This window comes from Pseudomonas sp. MTM4 (assembly GCF_019355055.1).
Classification (GTDB): domain Bacteria; phylum Pseudomonadota; class Gammaproteobacteria; order Pseudomonadales; family Pseudomonadaceae; genus Stutzerimonas.
Genome location: NZ_CP048411.1, coordinates 3,116,432 through 3,139,515, shown reverse-complemented (window position 1 = coordinate 3,139,515; position 23,084 = coordinate 3,116,432). Strand labels below are relative to the sequence as shown.

At 62.6% G+C, this 23,084-nt stretch carries 23 protein-coding genes; 6 read left to right on the top strand and 17 right to left on the bottom strand.

Annotation, left to right across the window (positions count from 1 at the left end):
• The first annotated feature begins 51 nt into the window (after window positions 1–51).
• Window positions 52–825, top strand: coding sequence for a MetQ/NlpA family ABC transporter substrate-binding protein (locus GYM54_RS14535; RefSeq protein WP_197444815.1), 774 nt, complete (start codon window positions 52–54; stop codon window positions 823–825).
• Window positions 826–986: 161 nt separating this feature from the next.
• On the opposite strand, the gene GYM54_RS14530 is transcribed toward GYM54_RS14535, so the two are convergent.
• The 5 genes from GYM54_RS14530 to GYM54_RS14510 form a co-directional block, all read right to left on the bottom strand.
• A complete protein-coding gene (locus tag GYM54_RS14530; protein ID WP_197444814.1) occupies window positions 987–1,619 on the bottom strand; it encodes an SCO family protein in 633 nt (210 codons plus the stop codon).
• Between the two features lie 20 nt (window positions 1,620–1,639).
• Entirely contained in the window at window positions 1,640–2,539 is a 900-nt protein-coding gene (gene cyoE / locus GYM54_RS14525; protein WP_131649243.1) for a heme o synthase, read from the bottom strand.
• Window positions 2,540–2,555: 16 nt separating this feature from the next.
• Window positions 2,556–3,623, bottom strand: a complete 1,068-nt coding sequence (locus GYM54_RS14520) for a heme A synthase (RefSeq protein WP_181099258.1) — start codon at window positions 3,621–3,623, stop codon at window positions 2,556–2,558.
• Between the two features lie 154 nt (window positions 3,624–3,777).
• On the bottom strand, window positions 3,778–4,359 hold the full coding sequence (locus GYM54_RS14515; RefSeq protein ID WP_181100199.1) for a hypothetical protein: 582 nt from the start codon (window positions 4,357–4,359) through the stop codon (window positions 3,778–3,780).
• A gap of 5 nt (window positions 4,360–4,364) precedes the next feature.
• Complete coding sequence (locus GYM54_RS14510) at window positions 4,365–5,072, bottom strand: SURF1 family protein (RefSeq protein WP_131650007.1); 708 nt, start codon at window positions 5,070–5,072, stop codon at window positions 4,365–4,367.
• Between the two features lie 83 nt (window positions 5,073–5,155).
• Between GYM54_RS14510 and GYM54_RS14505 the strand changes: the two genes are divergently transcribed.
• On the top strand, window positions 5,156–5,356 hold the full coding sequence (locus tag GYM54_RS14505; protein WP_131649240.1) for a twin transmembrane helix small protein: 201 nt from the start codon (window positions 5,156–5,158) through the stop codon (window positions 5,354–5,356).
• Window positions 5,357–5,378: 22 nt separating this feature from the next.
• Here GYM54_RS14505 and GYM54_RS14500 read toward each other — a convergent pair whose 3' ends face one another.
• The 6 genes from GYM54_RS14500 to GYM54_RS14475 all read right to left on the bottom strand — a co-directional run bounded on the left by GYM54_RS14500 (window position 5,379) and on the right by GYM54_RS14475 (window position 11,666).
• A complete protein-coding gene (locus tag GYM54_RS14500) occupies window positions 5,379–6,278 on the bottom strand; it encodes a cytochrome c oxidase subunit 3 (protein ID WP_131649238.1) in 900 nt (299 codons plus the stop codon).
• Window positions 6,275–6,856, bottom strand: a complete 582-nt coding sequence (locus tag GYM54_RS14495) for a cytochrome c oxidase assembly protein (protein WP_131649237.1) — start codon at window positions 6,854–6,856, stop codon at window positions 6,275–6,277. Before GYM54_RS14495 ends, GYM54_RS14500 begins: the two co-directional genes overlap by 4 nt.
• A 276-nt stretch (window positions 6,857–7,132) precedes the next feature.
• Entirely contained in the window at window positions 7,133–8,761 is a 1,629-nt protein-coding gene (ctaD, locus tag GYM54_RS14490; protein WP_131649236.1) for a cytochrome c oxidase subunit I, read from the bottom strand.
• A 12-nt stretch (window positions 8,762–8,773) separates the two neighbouring features.
• Complete coding sequence (gene coxB, locus GYM54_RS14485; RefSeq protein WP_131649235.1) at window positions 8,774–9,907, bottom strand: cytochrome c oxidase subunit II; 1,134 nt, start codon at window positions 9,905–9,907, stop codon at window positions 8,774–8,776.
• Window positions 9,908–10,116: 209 nt separating this feature from the next.
• On the bottom strand, window positions 10,117–10,377 hold the full coding sequence (locus GYM54_RS14480) for a hypothetical protein (RefSeq protein ID WP_131649234.1): 261 nt from the start codon (window positions 10,375–10,377) through the stop codon (window positions 10,117–10,119).
• A 224-nt stretch (window positions 10,378–10,601) separates the two neighbouring features.
• Window positions 10,602–11,666 (bottom strand): PA0069 family radical SAM protein, encoded by a 1,065-nt coding sequence (locus GYM54_RS14475; protein ID WP_131649233.1) that lies wholly within the window; start codon window positions 11,664–11,666, stop codon window positions 10,602–10,604.
• Window positions 11,667–11,857: 191 nt separating this feature from the next.
• Between GYM54_RS14475 and GYM54_RS14470 the strand changes: the two genes are divergently transcribed.
• Window positions 11,858–12,928 (top strand): acyltransferase, encoded by a 1,071-nt coding sequence (locus tag GYM54_RS14470; RefSeq protein WP_197444813.1) that lies wholly within the window; start codon window positions 11,858–11,860, stop codon window positions 12,926–12,928.
• Window positions 12,929–13,046: 118 nt separating this feature from the next.
• Here the strand turns inward: GYM54_RS14470 and GYM54_RS14465 are convergent, their stop codons facing one another.
• From GYM54_RS14465 to GYM54_RS14445, 5 genes are all read right to left on the bottom strand, one after another.
• Entirely contained in the window at window positions 13,047–14,126 is a 1,080-nt protein-coding gene (locus tag GYM54_RS14465; protein ID WP_231752149.1) for a hypothetical protein, read from the bottom strand.
• A gap of 110 nt (window positions 14,127–14,236) precedes the next feature.
• Window positions 14,237–15,013: a DUF1835 domain-containing protein gene (locus tag GYM54_RS14460; RefSeq protein WP_131649231.1), complete on the bottom strand. Its 777-nt coding sequence runs from the start codon at window positions 15,011–15,013 to the stop codon at window positions 14,237–14,239.
• A gap of 17 nt (window positions 15,014–15,030) precedes the next feature.
• Entirely contained in the window at window positions 15,031–15,309 is a 279-nt protein-coding gene (locus tag GYM54_RS14455; RefSeq protein ID WP_131649230.1) for a YheV family putative zinc ribbon protein, read from the bottom strand.
• Window positions 15,306–17,354, bottom strand: coding sequence for an oligopeptidase A (gene prlC / locus GYM54_RS14450; RefSeq protein ID WP_131649229.1), 2,049 nt, complete (start codon window positions 17,352–17,354; stop codon window positions 15,306–15,308). The genes GYM54_RS14455 and prlC overlap by 4 nt, the downstream gene beginning before the upstream one ends.
• 94 nt (window positions 17,355–17,448) lie before the next feature.
• The gene (locus tag GYM54_RS14445) at window positions 17,449–18,447 is read right to left on the bottom strand and encodes a bile acid:sodium symporter family protein (protein ID WP_131649228.1); all 999 of its coding nucleotides are present in this window, start codon (window positions 18,445–18,447) and stop codon (window positions 17,449–17,451) included.
• Between the two features lie 84 nt (window positions 18,448–18,531).
• On the opposite strand from GYM54_RS14445, the gene GYM54_RS14440 reads away from it, so the two are divergent.
• From GYM54_RS14440 to GYM54_RS14430, 3 genes are all read left to right on the top strand, one after another.
• The gene (locus tag GYM54_RS14440) at window positions 18,532–19,362 is read left to right on the top strand and encodes a helix-turn-helix domain-containing protein (RefSeq protein WP_131649227.1); all 831 of its coding nucleotides are present in this window, start codon (window positions 18,532–18,534) and stop codon (window positions 19,360–19,362) included.
• 51 nt (window positions 19,363–19,413) lie between these two features.
• Window positions 19,414–19,950, top strand: a complete 537-nt coding sequence (locus GYM54_RS14435) for a gamma carbonic anhydrase family protein (protein ID WP_131649226.1) — start codon at window positions 19,414–19,416, stop codon at window positions 19,948–19,950.
• A 93-nt stretch (window positions 19,951–20,043) separates the two neighbouring features.
• On the top strand, window positions 20,044–20,688 hold the full coding sequence (locus tag GYM54_RS14430; RefSeq protein ID WP_131650005.1) for an HAD family hydrolase: 645 nt from the start codon (window positions 20,044–20,046) through the stop codon (window positions 20,686–20,688).
• Between the two features lie 339 nt (window positions 20,689–21,027).
• Here GYM54_RS14430 and GYM54_RS14425 read toward each other — a convergent pair whose 3' ends face one another.
• A complete protein-coding gene (locus GYM54_RS14425; protein ID WP_177493030.1) occupies window positions 21,028–22,968 on the bottom strand; it encodes an alkaline phosphatase family protein in 1,941 nt (646 codons plus the stop codon).
• Window positions 22,969–23,084: the final 116 nt, after the last annotated feature.

The window sequence follows — 23,084 nt, the reverse complement described above, 5'->3', positions numbered from 1 at the left end:
CCAGGGCGAGCGAACCATCGCAACCCGATCATCTTCTGAAGGAACCAAACGATGAAAAAACTGCTTGCCGCCTTTGCCGCCGTCGCGGCCTTCTCCGCCCAGGCTGCCGACGAACTGAACGTCGCCGCGACCGCCGTCCCGCACGCGGAAATCCTCGAATTCATCAAACCCCAGCTGGCCGAGCAGGGCGTCGATCTGAAGGTGAAGGTCTTCACCGACTATGTGCAGCCGAACATTCAGGTTGCCGAAAAGCGCCTGGACGCCAACTTCTTTCAGCATCAGCCGTACCTGGATGAGTTCAACAAGGGCAAGGGCACCGAACTGGTCAGCGTCGCCGGCGTGCATATAGAGCCCTTCGGCGCTTATTCCAGCAAGCTGAAATCGCTGGACGAACTGCCGAAAGACGCCAATGTGGTCATCCCCAACGATGCCACCAATGGCGGCCGTGCGCTGCTGCTACTGGCCAAGGCTGGCGTAATCACCCTTGAAGAAGGCGCCGGCATCACCGCCACACCGAAGGACATCGCCGAGAACCCGAAGAACATCAAGGTCCGTGAGCTGGAAGCCGCAACCCTGCCGCGCGTGCTGACCCAAGTCGATCTGGCGCTGATCAACACCAACTACGCGCTGGAAGCCAAACTCAACCCCACCGAAGATGCCCTGATCATCGAAGGCAGCGATTCGCCCTACGTGAACATCCTCGTCGCCCGGCCGGACAACAAGGACAGCCCCGCCATGCAGAAGCTGGCTGCCGCGCTGCATAGCGAAGAGGTCCGCAAGTTCATCGAAGAGAAATACCAGGGCGCGGTCGTTCCCGCCTTCTGATCATTTCCGAGCTGACCACGGACCCCGCCGCGGGCGGGGTTCGTCGTTAATAGCCGTAGGGCCGAATTTATTCGGCCGGCGAACGGGCAATGGCCGAACAAATTCGGCCCTACGGAAAGGTTTCGTTTTTAGAGCGGGCCGGCTGGCCCAAAGCGCGATGCCTACTCCAGCGCCAGTACCATCGGCAATTGCTCTGCAAGCTTCTGGGTACGCATCGGCGCGCGGATGAAGCCACGCAGGCGGCCATCAGGGCCGATCAGCGCGAGATTGCCGCCGTGGTCGACGGTGTAATTTTCTTTCGAGGTATCGCCCGGAATGAAGGGCACGCCGGCGGCGTTGGCAAGCGTCTGGATGTCATCCAGCGGCCCGGTAAGGCCGATGAATCCGGCATCGAAATAATCCAGATAGGTTTTCAGCTGCTCCGGCGTATCGCGCTCGGGGTCGACGCTCACCAGGATCGGCTGCATCCGTTGGCGCGTCTCCTCCGGCAGCATGCCGCGCAGCTGGCGCAGTTCGGCCAGCGTCGCCGGGCAGATATCCGGGCAAAAGGTGTAGCCAAAGAACAGCAGGTTCCACTGCCCTTCCAGTTGCTGCAGCGACACCGATTCGCCGTCCTGGTTGGTCAGCGTCAGCTCCGGCATGTCGCGCCCTTGGGGCAAGAGCACGATGCCGGCATCCAGCAGCTCGGCGGTATCGAGCTGGCGCTCGGTATTGAGCACCTTGGAAACCGTCAGGCCAATGACCAGCGCGACCAGCGCGACGAGAACGAATACGGTTTTCTGGATGCGGGTCATGGGGTTCCTTGTCGAGCGGCTCAGATATTGAGCAGCAGATAATGATCAACCAGCAGCGCGATGAACAGCGCGAACAGGTACCAGATGCTGAATTTGAAGGTCTTGATCGCCGCATGGGGCCGGCTGTCGCGATAGAGCACGATGCTCCAGAACAGGAATCGCGCGCCCAGCAACGCGGCCGCCGCGAGGTACAGCGGGCCGCTCATGTGAATGGCGAAGGGCATGAAGCTCACCGCCAGCAGCACCGCCGTGTAGAGCAGGATGTGCACCTTGGTGTAGTGCTCGCCATGGGTGACCGGCAGCATGGGCACATTGACCTTGGCGTATTCGGCCTTGCGGTGGATCGCCAGCGCCCAGAAGTGCGGTGGTGTCCAGGCGAAGATGATCAGCACCAGCAACAGCGGCTCGGCGGTGATCTGCCCGGTCACCGCGACCCAACCGAGCAGCGGCGGCGCAGCGCCGGCGAGCCCGCCGATGACGATGTTCTGCGGCGTGGCACGCTTGAGAAAGCCGGTGTAGATGACCGCATAACCGACCAGCGAAGCCAGCGTCAGCCAGGCCGCCAGCGCATTGGTGAAAGTCAGCAGCAGGCCCATTCCCGCCACACTCAGCAGTAACGCGAAGAACAGCGCGGCAGCCGGCGATACCCGACCCTCGGCCAGTGGCCGCTTGTGAGTGCGCGCCATCACTGAATCGATACGCCGATCAACCACATGATTGACCGCCGCCGCGCCCCCGGCACAAAGCGCAATCCCGAGGTTGCCGAACACCAACACGGTCCAGGGCACGCCTGCCCGCGTCGCCAGGAACATGCCCACCAGGGAGGTGATAAGCATCAGCAGCACCACCTTCGGCTTGGTCAGCTCCAGGTAATCGCGCCAGCTAGCCTGGGCGCCGCGTTCGCTGAGTAGAGTCGCCATGGGGTTCTCCTTGTGGTCAAGCGCGAGGCAGGTCGAGCCCGCCTACGGTGTTCGGGCGCTCCTGAGGTGCAGGCTCGCGCGCCGCGACGGCGCCCTGACTCAGGAGACGAAGGTTGATCAGTACGGTAACCAGCAGCAGCAGCGCTCCGCCGCCGTTATGGGCGACGGCGACGGCCAGGGGGAGATTGAACAGAACATTACTGATGCCCAGCCCGATTTGCAGAGCCAGCGCGGTCAGCAGCAACCCGGCCAGACGCGGCAACCCGTTGCGCCAGAGCTGCCAGCTCAGGGCCAACAGGATGAGCGTCACGGTCAGTGCGCCGAGCCGGTGAGTGACGTGGATGGCCGTACGCGCCTCGCCGAAGAGCATGCCACCCAAGTAATTCGGGCCGATGTCGTGGTGAGTCAGATTGAAGGCATTGATGAAATCCATCTTCGGCCACCACTCGCCATGGCAAGTGGGGAAATCCGTGCAGGCCACCGCGGCGTAGTTGCTGCTGACCCAGCCACCCAGCGCCACTTGAAGGATCACCGCCAGCATGCCGATCACTGCTAACGCTCTGACTCGACCCGCCACGTTCGGGATTGCCGGTTGTCGACCGGACAAGCGCAGGCTCAGCAGGAACAGCAGGCTCAAGGTGGCGAAGCCGCCCAATAGATGCGCCGTGACCACTTGCGGCCAGAGTTGCAGGGTGACGGTCCACATGCCAAACGCCGCCTGGGCGATCACGACCGCCAGCAGCAGCAACGGCAACTTGACCGGTTGACCGGGCTCGGCGCGGCGGCGCACAGCCTGCACGGCAAGCGCGAGAATCACCACTCCCAACGCACCGGCGAAGTAGCGATGGACCATCTCGTTCCAACCCTTGTGCACCTCCAGCGGAGCTTCGGGGAAGCGCAGCGCGGCCAGGCTCTGTTTGTCTTCACTCATGGGCACGGTGAGAAACCCGTAGCAGCCGGGCCAGTCCGGGCAGCCAAGGCCAGCGTGGGTCAGTCGTGTGTAGGCACCGAGCAACACCACCACCACAGCCAGCAGCGTGGCGAATACGGCAAGGCGATAACCGGGGCGTGATCTTGGCTGCATAAGGTCCTCGTTATCGAAAAGCTTGTAGGCAGGTGCAGCGCCCAATTTCAACGTAGGGCTTGACTTGCTCCCCTCACCCCAGCCTTCTCCCTGAGGGAGAGGGGGTTGGCTCAGTGCTTCTTCCAGCTTCAGGCTTTCAGCTTCCGGCTGCTTTTCAACCTATCTGCGAAATTTTCAGCAGGTACTTCAGGTCATCGAGAATCGCTTTGCCGTCTGCTTTCGCGTCGTAGCGCAGCACCAGATTCCCGTGTGGGTCGACGATCCAGAGTTGCGGGCCGGTGGGCACGTCGGGATTGGCGCCGTACACGGTTGCGTCCAGCGAGTAGCGTTGCAGTTGCGGATATTCACGTTGCAGCCGCTGGTCATAATCGTTGGCCAGAGGCTCCGCGCTGGCCAGTGCATGGCCGGCGCGACCGGCTTCGCGAGCCAAACCGATATTGATCTGACGGGCCAGATAGACCAGCTGCTGGCAGTCTTCGGCGCAGCCCTGCGGAGCCGTGACCAGCAGTTCCCAGCGCGGTTCGGCGGCGACCGGCGTGCTGATCCCGAGCGCATCGCGGCCCTGTCCGGTCGCGACCAGGGCGCCGTCATAGGTTCGGGTTTGCGGCACCCAGAAGCCGAAGTGGTACATCGCGCTGGCCAATAACATCGGGCCGATCACCACGGCCAGGATCAGCAGCAGTTGCAGCCGCCCACGGCGCCGCTGCGGCGGCGCAGAGTTGAAGGTCGGATTCATCGTGGTCACTGCTTGCTCTCCCGTGCCTGGTGCACGCCGAAGTAGATGAACAACGCCAGCAACGCTGCCGCCAGCGCAAACCATTGCACCGCGTAACCCACATGCTGCTGCGGCTTCATGAAGGTCACCGGCCAGTCGGCGCGATATGCCGTGGGCCCCGGCTCCAGTCGCAGCTCGTAGCTGACGCCCTCGCGATCGAGCAGCTGCCAGATCTCGTCGACATCGACGTGATTGATCAGCCGCGGCCAGCCTTCAGCCATGCGTTTGCTAAGGATGAACGGCTCGCCCGAAGGGGCGTAGACCCAGGCCGCCAACTTCAACGGGCGATCCGGTGTGTCGAATTTCGGCGGGATGCGGCGATCCGGCCATGGCAGCCAACCCCGGTTGACCAGCACCCATCGGCCGCTGGCCTGATCCTGAAACGGCTGCAGCAGTTCGACGCCGACCTGGCCGTCGCGGGTGCGGCTGTCCAGCAGAAAGCTGTGCTCGACATCGAAACTGCCCTGTAGATGGATGCGGCTGTAGATGGGGTCTTCGAGATTTTCGATCTGCTCTGGCGACACTGGCGCAGCCCCTTGGCGGGCCTCCTGACGCGCCAGCATGTCGCGCTTCTGCTCGCCGCGCTCCAGCTGCCAGAAACCCAGCCAGACCAGCAGCGGCAACAGGCACAGCACCACCATCGTTGGCAGCAAACCCGGCTTGAAGCCGCTCATGCCGCGCCCCGCGACGTATTTATCCGGCTGGCTATACTCCACCCCCAACTTCCCCCAGTTCACCTATCACGGCGGACCCGCTCATGCTCAAGGCGGTGATTATTCTGTTATTAGTCGCCACGCTGGTCAGTCTGTTCAGTGGACTGTTCTTTCTGGTCAAGGACGAAGGCCGCACCTCCCGTCTGGTAACCGCCCTGTTCGTTCGTGTCTCCCTCACTGCATTGACTGTCGCGCTGATCGCCTGGGGCTTTTACTCCGGGCTGCTGCAGCCTGGCTTCGGATAGCGCCTACAGCGGGTTTGCAGCTTCAAAGCACATAAACGAAGACGAACAGGCCGAGCCATACCACGTCCACGAAGTGCCAGTACCAGGCCGCCGCCTCGAAGCCGAAATGTTGTTCAGGCGTGAAGTGGCCGCGAAAACTGCGCACCAGCATCACCGTCAGGATGATCGCCCCCATGGTGACGTGGGCTCCGTGAAAGCCGGTAAGCATGAAGAAGGTCGCGCCGTAAATGCCCGAGCCTAGCGTCAGGCCGAGTTCGGTATAGGCGTGCACGTACTCCTCGATCTGCAGGATGAGGAAAGCCACGCCGAGCAGCACGGTCAGCCCTAGCCCGAGCTTGAGGTGTTTGCGATTGCCCTTGCGCAGTGCGTGGTGCGCCCAGGTCAGCGTAAAGCTGGAGGTGACCAGGAGAATGGTGTTGATCAGCGGTAGTCCCCAGGCGCTGATGGTGCCTTCCGGCGCCGGGTACAGTTGGGGATCGGGGTTGTTCAGCAGCGGCCAGGTGTATTCGAAGTTGGGCCAGAGCATATTGCTGACGCCCTTGTCGCCATCGCCACCAAGCCAGGGGCCGACCCAGTAGCGGATGTAGAACAGCGTGCCGAAGAACGCAGCGAAGAACATCACCTCGGAAAAGATGAACCAGGTCATGCCCCAGCGGAAAGATCGATCCATCTGTCCGCTATAAAGGCCGGCACGACCTTCGCGAACCACCGAGCCGAACCAGCCGAACATCATGTAAACGATCAGCAGCGCACCGATGAAAAAGATCAGCGGACCGTTGGAGTCGGCACGCTCGGCCTTGAGGTCGTTGAACCAGCTGCCGAGGCCGTAGACGGTGACCAGCAGCGCAACCGTGGCAACGATGGGCCACTTGCTCTGGGCGGGGACGTAGTAATTCTCGTGCGTGGTGGTCTGTTTGTTCATTGCAGACTCTCCTTGGCCGCCACCACGGGCGCCTGATGGATGGCGGCGACGGGGGGTTGGCGAGACGTGATGTCGAACAGGGTGTAGGCGAGCGTCAGGTGACGCACGTCTGCGGGCAGATCACGATCAACGATGAAGCGCACCGGCATCTCGATGCGCTCACCGGGCTGCAACACTTGCTGGGTAAAGCAGAAGCACTCGGTCTTGTGAAAGTACGCAGCTGCCTTGGAGGGCGACACGCTGGGCACGGCCTGGGCCGTCATCGGCTTGTCCGTGGGGTTGTAGGCGACGAAGCGCATTTCCTGGCTGGCACCGGGATTCACGCTGAGCTGATCGGCCTGGGGACCGAATTCCCATTCCATGCCTGCGGCATTGGTGGCCAAGAACTGCACGCGAATCTCCCGCGCTACGTCCGTCGTCTGCGTTCCTTCGTAGGCGCCGGCCGTCTTGCCGTTGATGCCGAAGGCCTGGCACATGACGTCGTAGATCGGCACCAGTGCGAAGCCGAAGGCGAACATCGCCACCACGACGAACAGCAGACGGCGCACCAGGCGGGCGGTGGGCAGGGAATCGCTCATTGCATTCTCCTCGCGCAGGGCCGTTCATCGCGCAGCGCAGGGGCCTGCTCAGCCCTTTCGCAGCCGCCCTGGTGGGCTGAAGCCCACCCTACAAAAAGCTCGACACTATGCGGATGCAGGGTGAGCCGGGCGGCGCTCCGCTTCAGCCCACCATGGGAAACCCGTAGGGTGGGCTTCAGCCCACCAAAACAACCATCAGCCACTACCCGAGCAGCCGCAGAGCACGCCATCGAAGCCACCCGACTTCCAGCCGCCAAGCCTTCGGCGGCTTTCACCCTAATCATGCTTGGGCCCCGTGCGGTGCTCATGCAGCTCTTCCATGCTCGGCGGCACGCTGAAGGTGTGGTAAGGCGCCGGCGACGGCACGCTCCATTCCAGCCCTTCGGCACCGTCCCAAGGCTTGGCAGCGGCGACCGGGCCACCACGAATGCACTTGATGACGATGAACAGGAACAGCAGCTGTGTGGCGCCGAACATGAAGGCGCCCACCGACGAGATCATGTTGAAGTTGGCGAACATCATGTTGTAGTCCGGGATGCGCCGCGGCATGCCGGCCAGCCCGACGAAGTGCATCGGGAAGAACGCCAGGTTCATGCCGACGAAACTCATCCAGAAGTGCAGCTTGGCCAGCGTCTCGTCGTACATGTGCCCGGTCCACTTGGGCAGCCAGTAGTAGGCCGAAGCGAAGATGCCGAAGATAGCTCCCGGCACCAGCACGTAGTGAAAATGTGCCACTACGAAATAGGTGTCGTGGTACTGGAAGTCAGCCGGCGCGATGGCCAGCATCAATCCGGAGAAACCACCGATGCTGAAGAGAATGACGAAGGCCACGGCGAACAGCATCGGCGCCTCGAAGGTCAGCGAGCCGCGCCACATGGTCGACACCCAGTTGAACACCTTCACCCCGGTCGGCACGGCGATCAGCATGGTCGCGTACATGAAGAACAGCTCGCCGGTCAGCGGAATGCCGACGGTGAACATGTGGTGCGCCCAGACGACGAACGAGAGGAAGGCGATCGCGCCGGTGGCGTAGACCATCGAGGTGTAGCCGAACAGCGGCTTGCGCGAGAACGCCGGGATGATGGAGCTGACCGCGCCGAACGCCGGCAGGATCATGATGTACACCTCGGGATGACCGAAGAACCAGAACACGTGCTGAAACAGCACGGGATCGCCGCCGCCCGCCGCGCTGAAGAAGCTGGTGCCGAAGTGGATGTCCATTAGCATCATGGTCACCACGCCGGCCAGTACCGGCATCACCGCGATCAGCAGGAAGGCGGTAATCAGCCAGGTCCAGACGAACAGCGGCATCTTCATCAGCGTCATGCCCGGCGCGCGCAGGTTGAGCACGGTGGCGACCACGTTGATCGCGCCCATGATCGAGCTGATGCCCATCAAGTGGATGGCGAAGATAAAGAAGGTCACCGATTCGGGCGCATAGGTGGTCGACAGCGGTGCATAGAAGGTCCAGCCGAAGTTCGGCCCTCCGCCCTCCATGAACAGCGTCGACACCAGCAATCCGAATGCCGCTGGCAGCAGCCAGAAGCTGAAGTTGTTCATCCGCGGCAGCGCCATGTCCGGCGCGCCGATCATCAGCGGAATCATCCAGTTGGCCAGGCCGACGAAGGCCGGCATCACTGCGCCGAACACCATGATCAGGCCGTGCATGGTGGTCATCTGGTTGAAGAATTCCGGCTGCACGATCTGCAGGCCCGGCTGGAACAGCTCGGCGCGAATCACCATCGCCATCGAGCCGCCGAGCAGGAAGGCGCAGAAGCTGAACCACAGGTACATCGAGCCGATGTCCTTGTGGTTGGTGGTCAGCAGCCAGCGTGAGAGGCCCTTGGCTGGGCCGTGGTGATGGTCATGCTCGGCATGACCATGATCGTCGATCACTGCACTCATCACCTGATCCTCTTACTGGGTGGCTTCTTCGGCCTGTTTGAAGACGAGCACGTCTTTCGGCGTGACCATGTCGCCCTTGTCGTTGCCCCACGCGTTGCGCTCGTAGGTAATCACGGCGGCAAGGTCGACCTCGGACAGTTGCGGGCCGAACGCAGGCATCGAGGTGCCTGGCGCGCCCTTGACAACGATGCTGATGTGGTCCTCGGCTTCGCCGGTGGCGATCGGCGAGCCTTTCAGGGCTGGGAACATTGGCGGCAGGCCTTCACCCGTGGGCTGGTGACAGGATGCGCAATTGGTCTGGTAAACCTGTTCGCCGCGAGCGGCGAGTTCTTCGAGCGTCCATTCCTTGCTGGTCAACTCGGCAAGCTTGGCCGCTTCGGCCTTCTTCTCACCCAGCCAGGCAGCGTAGTCCTCGGCGGTCCTGACCTCGACCACGACCGGCATGAAGCCGTGATCCTTGCCGCACAGCTCGGTGCACTGGCCACGATAGATGCCGGGCTCCTCGACACGCGTCCAGGATTCGTTGATGAAGCCGGGGATCGCGTCTTTCTTGACCGCCAGCGCCGGTACCCACCAGGAATGGATGACGTCCGCGGCGGTGATCAGGAAGCGCACCTTGGCGCCCACCGGAATCACCAGCGGTTCGTCGACCTCCAGCAGATAGTGTTCGCCCTTGGGCGCCTGATTGTTGATCTGGTCGCGCGGTGTCGTGAGGTTGCTGAAGAACTCGACGTCTTCGCCCAGATACTTGTAATGCCACTTCCACTGGTAGCCGGTGATCTGGATATCCACGTCCGATTCGGATGCGTCATAGATGTGGATGAGAGTGCGCGTCGCCGGCACGGCCATGGCGATCAGGATCAACAAGGGAATGACGGTCCAGAGAACCTCGACCTTGGTATTTTCGTGGAAGTGCGCCGATTCCAGTCGTTTGGAACGCCGATGAGCGAACATCGACCAGAACATCACCGCGAACACCAGCACGCCGATGATCACGCAGATCCAGAAGATGGTCATGTGCAAATCGAATACGGAGCGACTGACGTCCGTTACACCAGGTCGCATATTCACGTCCCAGGCCGCCTGGGCCTGACCGAATAGCGACCACAGCCCAATCCCCATCCAGACTCGTGGATGTCGCGACATTGCGGGTTCCCCTTATGGTTCTTGTTATCCCGCCGACTGGCCTGTTGTCCGGACGCGAAGGGAGCCACGCTCACTTCGACGGCCTGACTACGCCTTGATCCGGTGCCCCCCAATTCCTGGTCACCAGCCTTCGCTTTGCACGCGCAGTCGGATTCAATCGGTACGCTTACGATCGGAGTATAGACAGCGTTCTCCGACTGGCAATTTCATCAGGTGCTCGGGTTAGCTTCCGCTTCGCGCGGCTGATCGTTCTTCTTCACGCCGCGGATATTCATCAGCGCAAGACACACCTGCAGCGTGATCAGCGCCCAGGCCTGGGCATGCCAACCCCAGATCACCCAAAGCAGGTTGCTCAGCAGAAAACACCAGAAGCCCACCGTGCGCCGGCTCGGTTTCAGCGAGCCGATCAACCACGCCGCCAAAACGGTGATGACCATAGCCGGCCATTGCAGCAGATCGATCCAGTCCACATCACCTCCACCTACGGAAGCGAGCGCCGTGCCGGCCGGCTCGCAGGAATATAGGGTTTGGTGCGCTCGCCGCTAGGGTTGGTTCCGTGCACCAGACGGTTTAGGCCTGCCGGCAACCGAGAAGCATCGCGCCGAGCAGTTCACACGAGTAAGCCTCCCGTGGCGATTTGTAGAGGCCGCGCCCCGCGGCGAATGCAGGCTGCCGAGGCGCTTCCATAGACAGCTCAGAGCAGGCTCAATTGCTGCCCTGGCGGCGCGAAGCGGCTGCAATCGAGACCGAAGTTCTGATCGCGACGGTTGTAGCCCAGGCGCTTGCAGGCCAGCTGGAACCGTTGAGCGAGTAGCTGAGCGAACTGCCCTTCTCCGCGCATGCGGCTGCCGAAGCGGCTGTCGTAGTCCTTACCGCCGCGCGACTGGCGTACCAGGCTCATCACATGCGCCGCGCGCTGCGGGAAATGCTCGGTCAACCAGGCCTCGAATAGCTCCGCCACCTCGTGGGGCAGGCGCAGCAGGACATAACCCGCCGACGCCGCACCGGCCTCGCGCGCGGCCTCGAGCATGCGCTCCAGCTCCATGTCGTTGATCATTGGAATCATCGGCGCGCACATCACGCTGACCGGAACACCCGCCTCGTGCAGAGTCCGCAAAACGCGCAGGCGCGCCGCGGGCGAGGCCGCGCGAGGCTCCATGATGCGCTTGAGCTCGTCATCCAGGGTGGTCAGGCTGACCGAGACGCTGACCAGCCGTTGCTCGGCCAAAGGCACCAGCAGATCCAGATCGCGCAGCACCAGCGAACCCTTGGTGATGATGTGCACCGGATGCTTGAAGCGCAGCAGTATTTCCAATGCCTGACGCGTCAGCCGCTGCTCGCGCTCCAGCGGCTGATAGGCGTCGGTATTGACTCCCAGCGCGATGGGTTGCGGCACGTAGCCGGGCTTGCTCAGCTCCTGCTCCAGGCGCTCGGCAAGGTTAGTCTTAGCGATCAGCCGCGTCTCGAAATCGATGCCCGGCGACAGGTCCCAATAGGCATGGCTGGGCCTTGCGAAGCAGTAAATACAGCCATGCTCACAACCCCGATACGGATTGACCGAACGATCGAAGCCAACGTCCGGTGACTGGTTGCGAGTGATGACGGACTTTGCCGTCTCGCTGCGCACTTCGGTCGCGCGGGTCGGCGGTACTTCCTGCTCCCAGCCGTCGTCATAGGCTTCGCTAAGGGTCGGCGCGAAACGGTTGTGCGGATTTATGGCGGTACCGCGACCGCGTGGTGTGGCGACGATGCTGGACATGGGCAGCCCTCATAACTGTTCATGCATACAGTATATGAGAACGATCAACATGCATTCGTCTTCCGACGAGCGCAGGGCCGGACGATTCATGACCGTCGGTCGGAATTGCGAGTGATTCACAGCCGCGCAAAATAGATCGTCTACAACGGTAGTACTCGGCTAAGAGGCCGTTGCGGAGAGAGAGAGCGGCAATGGATTCCAAGAGACCTTTGCATGCCCGGGAAAACAACTTTGATTTCCTGCGCTTTTTTGCAGCGTCGTTGGTGCTGCTCGTTCACAGTTATCCGCTGACCGGGCGCCGGCCTGACGAGCCCATCGAGCTGCTGACCGGCTATGAGAACGGCGGGGAATTCGCCGTCGCGATCTTCTTCGTCATCAGCGGCTACCTGATCACGTCGTCCTGGATCAATAGCAGCAGTGCGAGAAGCTTCCTGATCAAGCGCGCGTTGCGGGTCTTTCCAGCCTTGATACTGGCCGTTCTGTTATCGGCGTTCGTCATCGGCCCGCTGGTGACCGAGCGCAGCATGACCAGCTATTTCTCGTCCCCCATCACCTGGACATACCTGCAGAACATCTTGCTCGTCACGCGCTTCGAGCTGCCGGGCGTGTTCAGCCATAACATCTATCCGAACGTGGTGAACGGATCGCTGTGGACGCTTCCGCTCGAGGTACTGATGTACCTGGGCGTGCTGGTCATGGGTCTGGTTGGTTTGTTGAAGCCTCGGCTGATCTTTTTGCCCATCGCCGGCCTCGCCCTGGGCTACTTCTGGTTACTGGAGCGGCTCGGGATCGAGTCCTTCTTCATCACCAACGTCTTCAAGTTGGGCCTGCTGTATTACACCGGCGCTGCCATCTTCCTCTACCGCGACGCACTGCCCTGGCGCGGCTGGATTGCCGCCCTGTTCGTCGCGGCACTGGTGTTGACGTTTCATACCGCCGCCGGGCCGTATGTTTATGTGATCGCGCTGCCTTATCTGGTGATCTATCTCGCCTATGCGCCGATTCCGTTGCTTTCCCGGTTCGGCAAGTACGGCGATTTCTCCTATGGCATGTACATCTACGCCTTCCCTTTCCAGCAGCTCACCGTCTATCTGCTTGGCCACGAAATCGGTGTGTTCTGGCTGACGGTCATAAGCCTGGCGCCCACCTTGTTGCTGGCGATCCTGTCCTGGCACCTGATCGAGGCGCCGGCCATGAAGTTCAAGCAACGCCTAGCCCGGGCGCCAGAGCCTCGCCTGGTGCCACCCAACCCCTTGGTTTGAAACGCGACGTCGAATCGCCGTGGTTGCAGCGACAACCATATAAACACTCTGTGCTTGCTCTGCCTTTCGACCAGCGTGACCTCGCTGGTCGCCCCAGCGGCGCGGATCGGCAACGCAATCAGCGCAGATTGACGGGCAGTGGCGGGCCGCCGTCTTTTTGCCAGCTGCCACTGAGTTGGCCGTCGCGGCCAAGCCGAAGCTCGAACAGCGCGGGTACGTCACGCTGCTCTCGAAGCAAGGTGCGGTTGGCGTCGTGGCGCACGGCAAGTTCAATCGGGCCATCGTCCTCGTTGCGAAAATAGGCGGCTCTGGCCGCCCCTTCGACACTAGGTGGTGTGATTGCCAGGGTTATTCGATGACGGCTCTCGATCACACCGCGGTAAACGCCGCCTACCTGCGGCTTCGCCAGCTGCCTGCAATCGCCGCGTTGCTCCAGCAGCAGGCAGCGTCCGTACGAACTGAGATCCTCCGCAAGATCGGTGTAGGCGAAACTGTTCGAAAACTCATCAAGATCATCCAGTGCGCGTACTGCATGCGCCGAGCATCTTTCCGCAATTAGGGTCAGCTGCGCTTGTTTGAGCACCAGCCTGTCATGAGCGAGATTGGAGTCGAGATGGCGCGGCAAGCAGTGCTCGTAGATTCCACGCTGAATGGCGGCAGACTCGGCCTCTTCGTCAGTGGCGCTGTTCGCTGGAATTCGGGCAAGGAAATTCTCGATGCGCTCTATCCGCGCCTGGCTTACCCGTTCACGTAGCCGCTGCAGACCCGACTCGCTGAACAGATCGAACAACGAAAGGGGCGAGCCATCGGCTAGCGCGAACGCATAGCTGTTGCGGCCCATGCTGAGATAAGCGCCGTAATACTCACCAATGATATCCAGCGAAAGGAAGCCAGGCGTGTGCGCATGGATTTCGTAATCGAGGCTGACCACACCGTGCCCCGCCTCCTCTTTCGGCCAGATTCGCTCGAACGGCGACTGCTTGAAGTGGCCCGGCAAACCGTCGAGTTCGAACGCGTGCAGGTAGATATTGATTCGCTCCAGCGCAGCCGATTCGCCTTCGAACAACGGAAAGCGATAGGTCGACCATTCGCTCCGCGCGGCTTCGAGTGTGGAGACGCCTGGATCGGCAATTGACGACATCGGCACGAGGGCAAGCAGACAAAGCGACAGCAATCGCCTGTGGCACGTCATACGCATGAACCTCGGAACTGATTTGGGAATACGGCGTGACGCCTGAGAATAAACGCTTCCCTCGTTCGAATGTCCCCGATACTTGCTTCGAACCACCGCTGCGCAAGAACGCTCGCTCAGGCTGCGGTACGACGCACCTGCACCTTGCTGTACTCAGCTTCTGCACCGTCGCTGAGCTGAATGACGCCTCGTTGCATCAGTTCGCGGGCGCGCCAGTAGAGGAACAGGTCGGTCGGGAAAAAACCATCGCAGTGGCCCATGACCTGCGCCATAGCCCGTGCCAAGGGCATCCAGTCGGTGTGGCAGGCCGCAACCAACTCACCATCGATCGCCTTGTAGTCCTCGCCGGCAAAGCGCCCGGCGGTCCAGCGACGTATCGCTGCGCTCTCCTGAACGACCGCGCGCCATTGGCTGGCGAGTTCGGCGATCCTGCCCGGCTCGACGGTGCGTGGTTGATGGAGTGCCGCAAGAGCGTCCGGCGCGTGCATGGATACCGCCATTCGCGTGCCGACGCGACTGTCGCCGGTGCCACATACGACTTCCTGAAACGGCAGCGCCGAACCTTCAAGCACCGCTGCCACGCGAGCCAGCATCAGCTGCTCGGAGGCGCTGTCGCCATGCCAGACCGTCACCGGCCGTGACTGACTGGCCAGCCCCGCCAGAAACTCGGCATCATCAGCGAGGCCCACCGCAAAATCCGGACGCGGCGTCAGGGCAACGGGCCAGACGCCTTCCCAGAACGCCACACGCTCCGCGCAAGGTAGAGAATCGATATCGGCGAGCGGCCCGACGGCAAGATCGTCGCGCAGGACCCGCACCGTCTCGCCGTTGCCTTGGCCCAAGTGCTGCCGGACGCTGTCAGCGGCAAGGTCCCCACAGGTGAGATGCCACATGCCAAACCTCTAGTTGATCAGTCGGGTTTTTTCTTCAGCTTTGGATTCGGGAAGAACTGCACCGCCTGAACCTGCGGGTCGGCCGGTTTCGGCTTGGCCTGGTTGACCCGCGTGCCCAGCTCCGAGGGCACCGACTGCCCTTGGGCGTTGAGGGTATCGGCGTAGCCGCATTCGACGCATTCGCGATGCGGTACGCCATCGACGTCCCACATTTTGATGCTATCCGTCGCGCTGCATGCCGGGCACACCGCGCCGGCGATGAAGCGTTTGGTCGTCACTTTCGGCTCGTCAGTCATGCCACTTGCTCCGTCAGGCCGAGGTGGCGCAGCAGGGCGTCGGTGGATGGTTCGCGACCGCGGAAATCGACGAACAGCACCATCGGCTCCTGCGAACCACCGCGCGCTAGGATGGCATCGCGGAAGGCACGGCCGGTCTCGGGGTTGAACACGCCTTCTTCCTCAAAGCGCGAGAAAGCGTCGGACGACAGCACTTCGGCCCACTTGTAGCTGTAGTAACCAGCGGCGTAACCACCGGAGAAGATGTGCGCGAAGCTGTTGGGGAAGCGGTTGCTGGCCGGCGGGCGCATCACCGAGACCTCATTGCGGATGCCTTCCAGAACCTCTAGCACGCTTCGGCCATCGCCGTGGGTGGCGTGCAGCTCGAAGTCGAACAGCGAGAACTCCAGCTGGCGCACCATCATCAGCCCGGACTGGAAGTTCTTCGCTGCCAGCATCTGCTGCAACTTGTCCTGCGGGAGGCGTTCGCCGGTCTGGTAATGACCGGAGATCAGCGCCAGACCTTCCGGCTCCCAGCACCAGTTTTCCATGAACTGGCTGGGTAGCTCGACCGCATCCCAAGCCACGCCGTTGATGCCAGAGGCGCCAGCGTGTTCGACCTGGGTCAGCAGATGATGCAATCCATGGCCGAATTCGTGGAACAGGGTGGTGACTTCATCGTGGGTCAGCAGCGCCGGGCGCTCGCCGACCGGCGGTGTGAAGTTGCAGACCAGGTTGGCCACCGGCGTCTGCAGCGTGCCCAGGCAGGTGCGGCGCTTGTCGCGGGCGCCGTCCATCCAGGCTCCGCCGCGCTTGTTGGCGCGGGCGTAAAGGTCGAAGAAGAAACGACCGACGTGCTCGCCGTTCTCGCGGATCTCGAACAGGCGCACGTCCGGGTGCCAGCTGTCGAAATCTTCCAGCTCGTGAATCTCGATGCCGTACAGGCGCTGGACGATGGCGAACAGCCCGGACAGCACCTTGTCGATCGGGAAGTATTCGCGCAGCTCTTCCTGGTTCAGGCTGTAGCGCTGTTGGCGCAGCTTCTCGCCGAAGTAGCCGACATCCCAACTCTGGAGATCCGAAACGCCATTCTTAGCAGCGAAGGCGCGCAGTTCCTGCAGGTCGCGCTCGGCGAATGGCTTGCTGCGCTTGGCCAGGTCGCGCAGGAAGCCCAGCACCTGATCGGTGCTCTCGGCCATTTTGGTCGCCAGCGACAGCTCGGCGTAGTTGCCGAAGCCCAGCAGTTTGGCCAGTTCCTGACGCAGGTCGAGGATCTGCTCCATCACCGGGCCGTTGTCGAACTGACCGGCGTTCGGACCTTGATCGGAAGCGCGGGTGGAATAGGCGACGTAGACCTCTTCACGCAGCGCGCGGCTGTCGCCGTAGGTCATTACGGCGTAATAGCTGGGAAACTCCAGACTGATCAGCCAGCCGTCAAGCTCCTTGGCTTTTGCAGCTTCGGCCATCTGCGCCTTGGCCGAGTCGGTGATACCGGCCAGCAGGCTTTCGTCGGTGATGTGTTTAGTCCAGGCCTGGGTGGCATCGAGCAACTGATTGGAAAAGGTGCTGCCCAGCTCGGCGAGCTTCATCTGGATGGCGCCGAAGCGCTGCTGCTCGGCTGGCGGCAGGTCGATACCGGACAGGCGGAAATCGCGCAAAGCGTGCTCGATGATGGTTTTTTGTGCGACCTCGAAGCCTTCAGCCTCGGCGCTCAGTGATAGTGTCTGATAGGCGGCGAACAGATCGGCATTCTGGCCGAGTTCCGTGGCGTATGCAGACAGCTTGGGCAGACAAGCCTCGTAGGCTGCGCGCAATTCGGGGTTGTTGCGTACCGAATTCAGATGGCTGACCGGGCCCCAGGCGCGGCTGAGGCGCTCGTTCATTTCATCCAGGCCGACTACCAGCGTGGACCAGTCGAGGCTCTCTGCCGGACGGCTGAGCAGTTCCTGCAAGGCGACGCGGTTGTCGCCGAGGATGCTATCCACGGCAGGCTCGACGTGCTCGGGGCGAATCTCGGAATAGGGCGGCAGGTCGAAATCGCGAAGCAGCGGATTAGTAGCGGTCACGGCATTGGCCCTTTCAGATGAATACCCGCAGCATGTTAAAGACAAATGCCTGACCGTGCAGCTGGGGATCGGAGCGATAGCGCTTCCCTATCCCTTATGGCGCAGCGGTCTCAGGTACCTGCTCCGGCTCCTCCTCCCGCTGCGCATACCGCTGGGCCAGCACCGCGCAGACCATCAGCTGAATCTGATGGAAGATCATCAGCGGCAGGATGATCATCCCCACCGCGCTGGTGGCGAACAGCACCTGCGCCATGGGTACACCGGTGGCCATGCTCTTCTTCGAGGCAGCGAAGAGAATGGTGATGCGGTCTTCCAGATTGAAGCCCAGCCGCTTGCCGAGAAAATGCGTGGCCCAGAGCACGATGGCCAGCAGCACGCAGCAGACCAGCGTCAGCGCAACCAGGCGTGACAACGGCACCAGTTGCCAAAGGCCCTCGACTACCGCGTCGCTGAAAGCTGTGTATACCACCAGCAGGATCGAGCTCTGGTCGACGACCTTCAACCAGTTCTTGTTGCGCGTCACCCAAGCGCCGATCCAGCGCCGCGCGATCTGCCCGGCGACGAAGGGCACCAGCAGCTGCAGCACGATCTTGCCGATGGAGTCGAGTGTCGATCCGGCTTCGCCTTCAACACCCAGCAGCAACATCACCAGGATCGGCGTGAGGAAGATGCCGAGCAGGCTGGAGGCCGCCGCGCTGCAGATCGCCGCCGGGATGTTGCCGCGCGCCAGCGAAGTGAAGGCGATGGCCGACTGCACGGTGGCGGGCAGGGCGCAGAGATAAAGAATGCCAAGGTAGAGCTCGGTGCCGACCAGCGGCGTCAGTAGAGGCTTGAGCGCCAGGCCCAACAGCGGAAACATCACGAAGGTGCAGGCGAACACCAGCAGGTGCAGGCGCCAGTGGCCGGCACCGGCCAGAATGGCTTCGCGCGACAGCTTGGCGCCATGCATGAAGAACAGCAGGGCGATGGCCAGCGTCGTGGCCCAGCCGAAGATCACCGCGCCTTGGCCTTCGCAGGGTAGGAAGGTGGCGATGGCGATGACCGCCAGCAGGGCGAGGGTGAAGTTATCGAACAGCAGGCGCAGATGGGCCATGACTTAATTCCTTGTAGCTTGCAGACAACAGGCGACGACCTTATCGTGACCGGAATTTTCCGACTAACGCCAGGCAGGCACTAAATGTCGCCAATCGGACAAGAGGCTGCGCTGATCACCCGCCTCGGTGAGCTCAGAAAATTGCCACGGCCGGTCTATGGCCAGCTCGATTCGCCACCCAACCTCAAACTCGGCTATCGCCACAGCCACCCCTGGGTGCAGCTTTCCCATGCGGTAGAAGGGGTGCTCGAGGTGCGTACCGACCGCGGCCGCTTCATCGCCCCGCCGCTGCGCGCGGTATGGGTACCCGCGGGCATCACCCATCAGGTGTTCTGCGCGGCGGATACCTGCATCCGCAGCCTGTACATCGACCGCAGCGTGGCCGGCGACGCCCCGGAGCGCTGCCGCGTGTTGCAGATCAGCCCGCTGCTGCGCGAGCTGATTCAACACTTCAGCACACTGCCCGAAACCTATGCCGAGGACGGTCCGGCAGGCCGTCTGGTGCAGGTGTTGCTGGATCAGCTCGATTGCGCGCCGGAGATCGCACTGGTGCTGCCGCTGCCGGTCGAACCGCGCCTGCGCCAGCTGTGCAAACGACTGCAGAACCACCCCGACTCGCGTGAAACCCTGGCCGACTGGAGCCAAGCGCTGGGCGTCTCGGAACGCACCCTGAGCCGGCTGTTCCTGCGCGAAACCGGGTTAAGTTTTCGCGCCTGGCGACAACGTTTGCGACTGCTCAGCGCGCTGCCCGCGCTGGAGCGTGGCGAGCGAGTGACCGATGTGGCGCTGGGCTGCGGCTACGAATCACTATCGGCCTTCATCGCCGCGTTTCGCGAGCAGTTCGGCGCCACGCCCGGCGAGTTCTTCCGCGATGCCAGGCGGCAGAATCCGTCCGGGCTTCAAGTCCCTTCTTGAAACCCGGCCCGCCAGGCCCGAAGCTTGAGCGCACTCGCAAAGGAGCCAACCATGTCCATCCGCACCTATCAGAACCACACACCCAAGCTCGGCGAGCGCGTCTTCGTCGACCCCAGCGCCGTGCTGATCGGCGACATCGAGATCGGCGCGGACAGCTCGGTATGGCCGCTGACGGTGATCCGCGGCGACATGCACCGCATCCGCATCGGCGCGCGCAGCAGCATCCAGGACGGCAGCGTGCTGCATATCACCCACGCTGGCCCGTTCAACCCGGACGGCTTCCCGCTGGTCATCGGCGATGAGGTCACCGTCGGCCACAAGGTCACCCTGCACGGCTGCACCCTGGGCAGCCGCATCCTGGTGGGTATGGGTTCGATCGTCATGGACGGCGCCATAGTCGAAGACGAAGTCATCATCGGCGCCGGCAGCCTGGTGCCGCCGGGCAAGACGCTGGAAAGCGGCTTTCTTTACGTCGGCAGTCCAGTGAAACAGGCCCGCCCGCTGACCGAAAAGGAGCGCAGCTTCTTCAGCTATACCGCTGGCAACTACGTGAAGCTGAAGAACCTGCATATGGCGGAGGGGGTTTGAAAGCAGCTGGAAGCCGGAAGCTTTAAGCGGAAAGCATCAGCAGCCCGCTTGCTAGAATTTCTGGTCAACGAAAACACCACTGACGAGCCGCCCATGCACCACTCCACCATCCTCTTCGACCTCGACGGCACCCTCACCGACCCGCGCGAAGGTATTACCCGTTCGATTCAACATGCGCTGGCCAAGCTCGGCATCGACGAGCCGGACCTGACCAAACTCGAACCCTTTATCGGCCCGCCGCTGCTGCAGGCGTTCATGCAGTTCTACGGCTTCGACGAGGCGCGCGCGTGGGAAGCGGTGGGGCATTACCGTGAGCGCTTCAAGGTCACCGGCCTCTACGAAAACCTTCTGTTCGATGGCGTGCTGGAAATGCTGGAGCACCTGCGCGGCCAGGGCCGTACGCTCTATGTCGCCACCTCCAAGCCCTCGGTGTTCGCGCGCGAGATCGCCCGGCATTTCGCCTTCGACCATCACTTCAAGGTGATCTATGGCAGCGAGCTGGACGGAACCCGCACCAATAAGGTCGAGCTGATCGCGCACTTGATCGCCGAGGAAAGGCTGGAAGCCGCACAGACTCTGATGATCGGCGACCGTAAGCACGACCTGATCGGCGCGCGTGAAAACGGTTTGCAGGCCGCCGCCGTGGGTTACGGCTTCGGCAGCCACGCCGAACTGATGGCCGAGTCGCCCGCCTACTACTACGCCACGCTACCGGCGCTGCGCGCGGCGTTCAGCTAAGAGCCTGCTCACGATCTCGCGAGCTAGGGTCTGTTCCCGTTTCGTCGCGAGCCGCGTTGCCGCGCCAAATGCCGCCAGGCCGGGCGGCGTTCCGCAAGGCGCGGGACGCAGGTAATGGTCGCTCCCTTATCAAGTCCCGCAACGCCGCATGGCGACATTTGCCGCGCAACCCGAAGGGCCGGGCCGGCGTGGCCGCGAACGAAACGGGAACAGACCCTAGAGACCTGCAAGGCAAAAACAGGCGAGGTAGCGGACTGGGCTCGCACTCGAGTTTACTGGGGTAATCCGAGCCTGTTTTTAACGCAGCAGGGCCGACGCGCAGCAGATCGTGAACCGGCTCTAAGAGGCTTGGTCGCGCTCGGGGCCGAAGGTGACCGGGGGCGAGCCATCGGCGTTGATCTGTTCGACACGCAGCGGTCGGCCTTCGCCGTCGAGGCTGATGCGCCCGATACCGGCACCGTTCCACAAACGCTCACCGGATCGGCTGCGGCTCGGCAGCCACGGCTGGACCCGCACGCGGCGGCGCTTGGTGAACCAGTTCAACGGCGAGCGCGGCGAATAGAGCCAGCGGTTGAGCCGGTCGAACAGATCCAGCAGGCGACGGGGAAACTCGTTCTTCACCCCGCTGCTGGTGATCTGCCACAGCCGCGGCCCCTCGACACGGCCGCGGATATGTACCTCGTAGGCGAAGGAATAATGTACGTCGCCGGACAGGATCACGTAGTTTCCCGGCGTACGGGTATGGCGAAAAATGTTGAGCATGGTCTGCGCGGCGCCGCGATGGGCCATCCAGTTTTCCGCATCGACCAGCAGCGACTGCCCCGCCCAGCTGAACACCCGCTGCACGGTCTCGATCAGCTTGACGCCGAACATCGGTGTCGGCGAGACGATGACCACCGAGCGCTGATCGAGTAGGTGCTGCTGGAGGTCGGTGAGCGCCTCCCAGTCCATCAGACCCGACGGCCGGCTCAGGTGGAGTTCGCTACGCCAGCGCCGGGTGCGAGTGTCGAGCACCACCACCGCCGGTTCGCTGGGTAGAACGTAGCCCCAATCGCCCCGTTGCAGCACCTCATCCACCATCTCATCCTGCAGCGCGCAATCGAGCCGCCCATCTTCACCGCTTGCCAATAACGCCTCGATGGCCTGCAGCGGCGCAGCGTAATCCTCGGGAACATTGCCCCAGGCTTGGCACAGCAGGTAGCCGAGCAGCGCATTGCCGAGGATGCGTCGCGAAAAGGGATGGCCGTAGGCGGTCTGTTCCCAGCGGGCGCTGAGGTTCCAGTCGTCGGTGACGTCGTGATCATCGAAGATCATCAACGACGGCAGATGCGCCAATGCGCGCGCGACCGTTGGCAAGCCCGCCTGGAAAGCCTCCATGCAGCTCGCCTCGCGAGACCAGCGTTCGGCCAGTTTCTCGTCCAGCGGCGGTGCCTGTACTTCGATCAGGCGCCAAGGTACGGGCGACCAGACCAGCAGGTACATCGCCAGCACCTCGGCCAGCGTCACCAGGTGGTTATGCGCGTTGGCGGTGGTAAAGACCGGCTTCTCGACTCCGCCAAAGAAGCGCTCACGTAACGCCTCGTTGGACTTGAACGCCGGCAGCAACTGCTCGCGTCGGTAATAGGTGGCCGGATGCGACATCAGCTCATCGCTGTCGGCTACGGTCGCGCCTTCCAGGCATTCGCCATAAAGCCCGAGCCGACGGATCAGCGCATGAATGGCGACCAGGGTCGGCCCGGCGACGTCGTCGATGTAGACCTGATCGCCGGTCATCAGTAGCGCGGCGGGCCAGCGTTCGGGTGTCTGGCGCGCCTGGGCAATCAGCTCGTCAACCCTCACCAGCCCGTCCGCCGAAGCGTGATGCGGCTTGCGGCAGGAACCGTGCAGCAAGTCATCGTAACGCGAGCGGATGACGAAGGCTGGTCGGTCGGCGCCGTCGTGAAGCAGATGCGGCGCCCATTCGGCAATCGTCTGTTCGACCCCATCGCGTAGGATCACCAGGTCGTATTCGACCAGCCGATCGACCGGTAACGGCGCATCCAGGCGCAGGTCGATCAGATGCAACCAGGCCGAAGTGCCGATACGTAGCCGACGGCAGGCCTCGCCGACCAGCGCCAGCGAGCGCGCCGGCTCGCCGTCGGGGTGCAGCGTCAGGCGCAACGAAAGCGGCTCGCTGGCAACCAGCCAGAGCACCAGGCGGTCGGCCTGCAACCTGCGCAACAGCGGCCCAGCGAGCACAGGCGGCAGGGATGAGAGGGTGTCGGATGTCGAGTTGGACATGCAGCGGCTCGATGGGCGGCGATGAAAGTCAGAGTGTAACGAATACGGCCGGTTCGCCCCGTCCTGCAGAGTCACTCATCTGTCTGCCCAATCCCGCTCGCCCGCGGCACTGCACC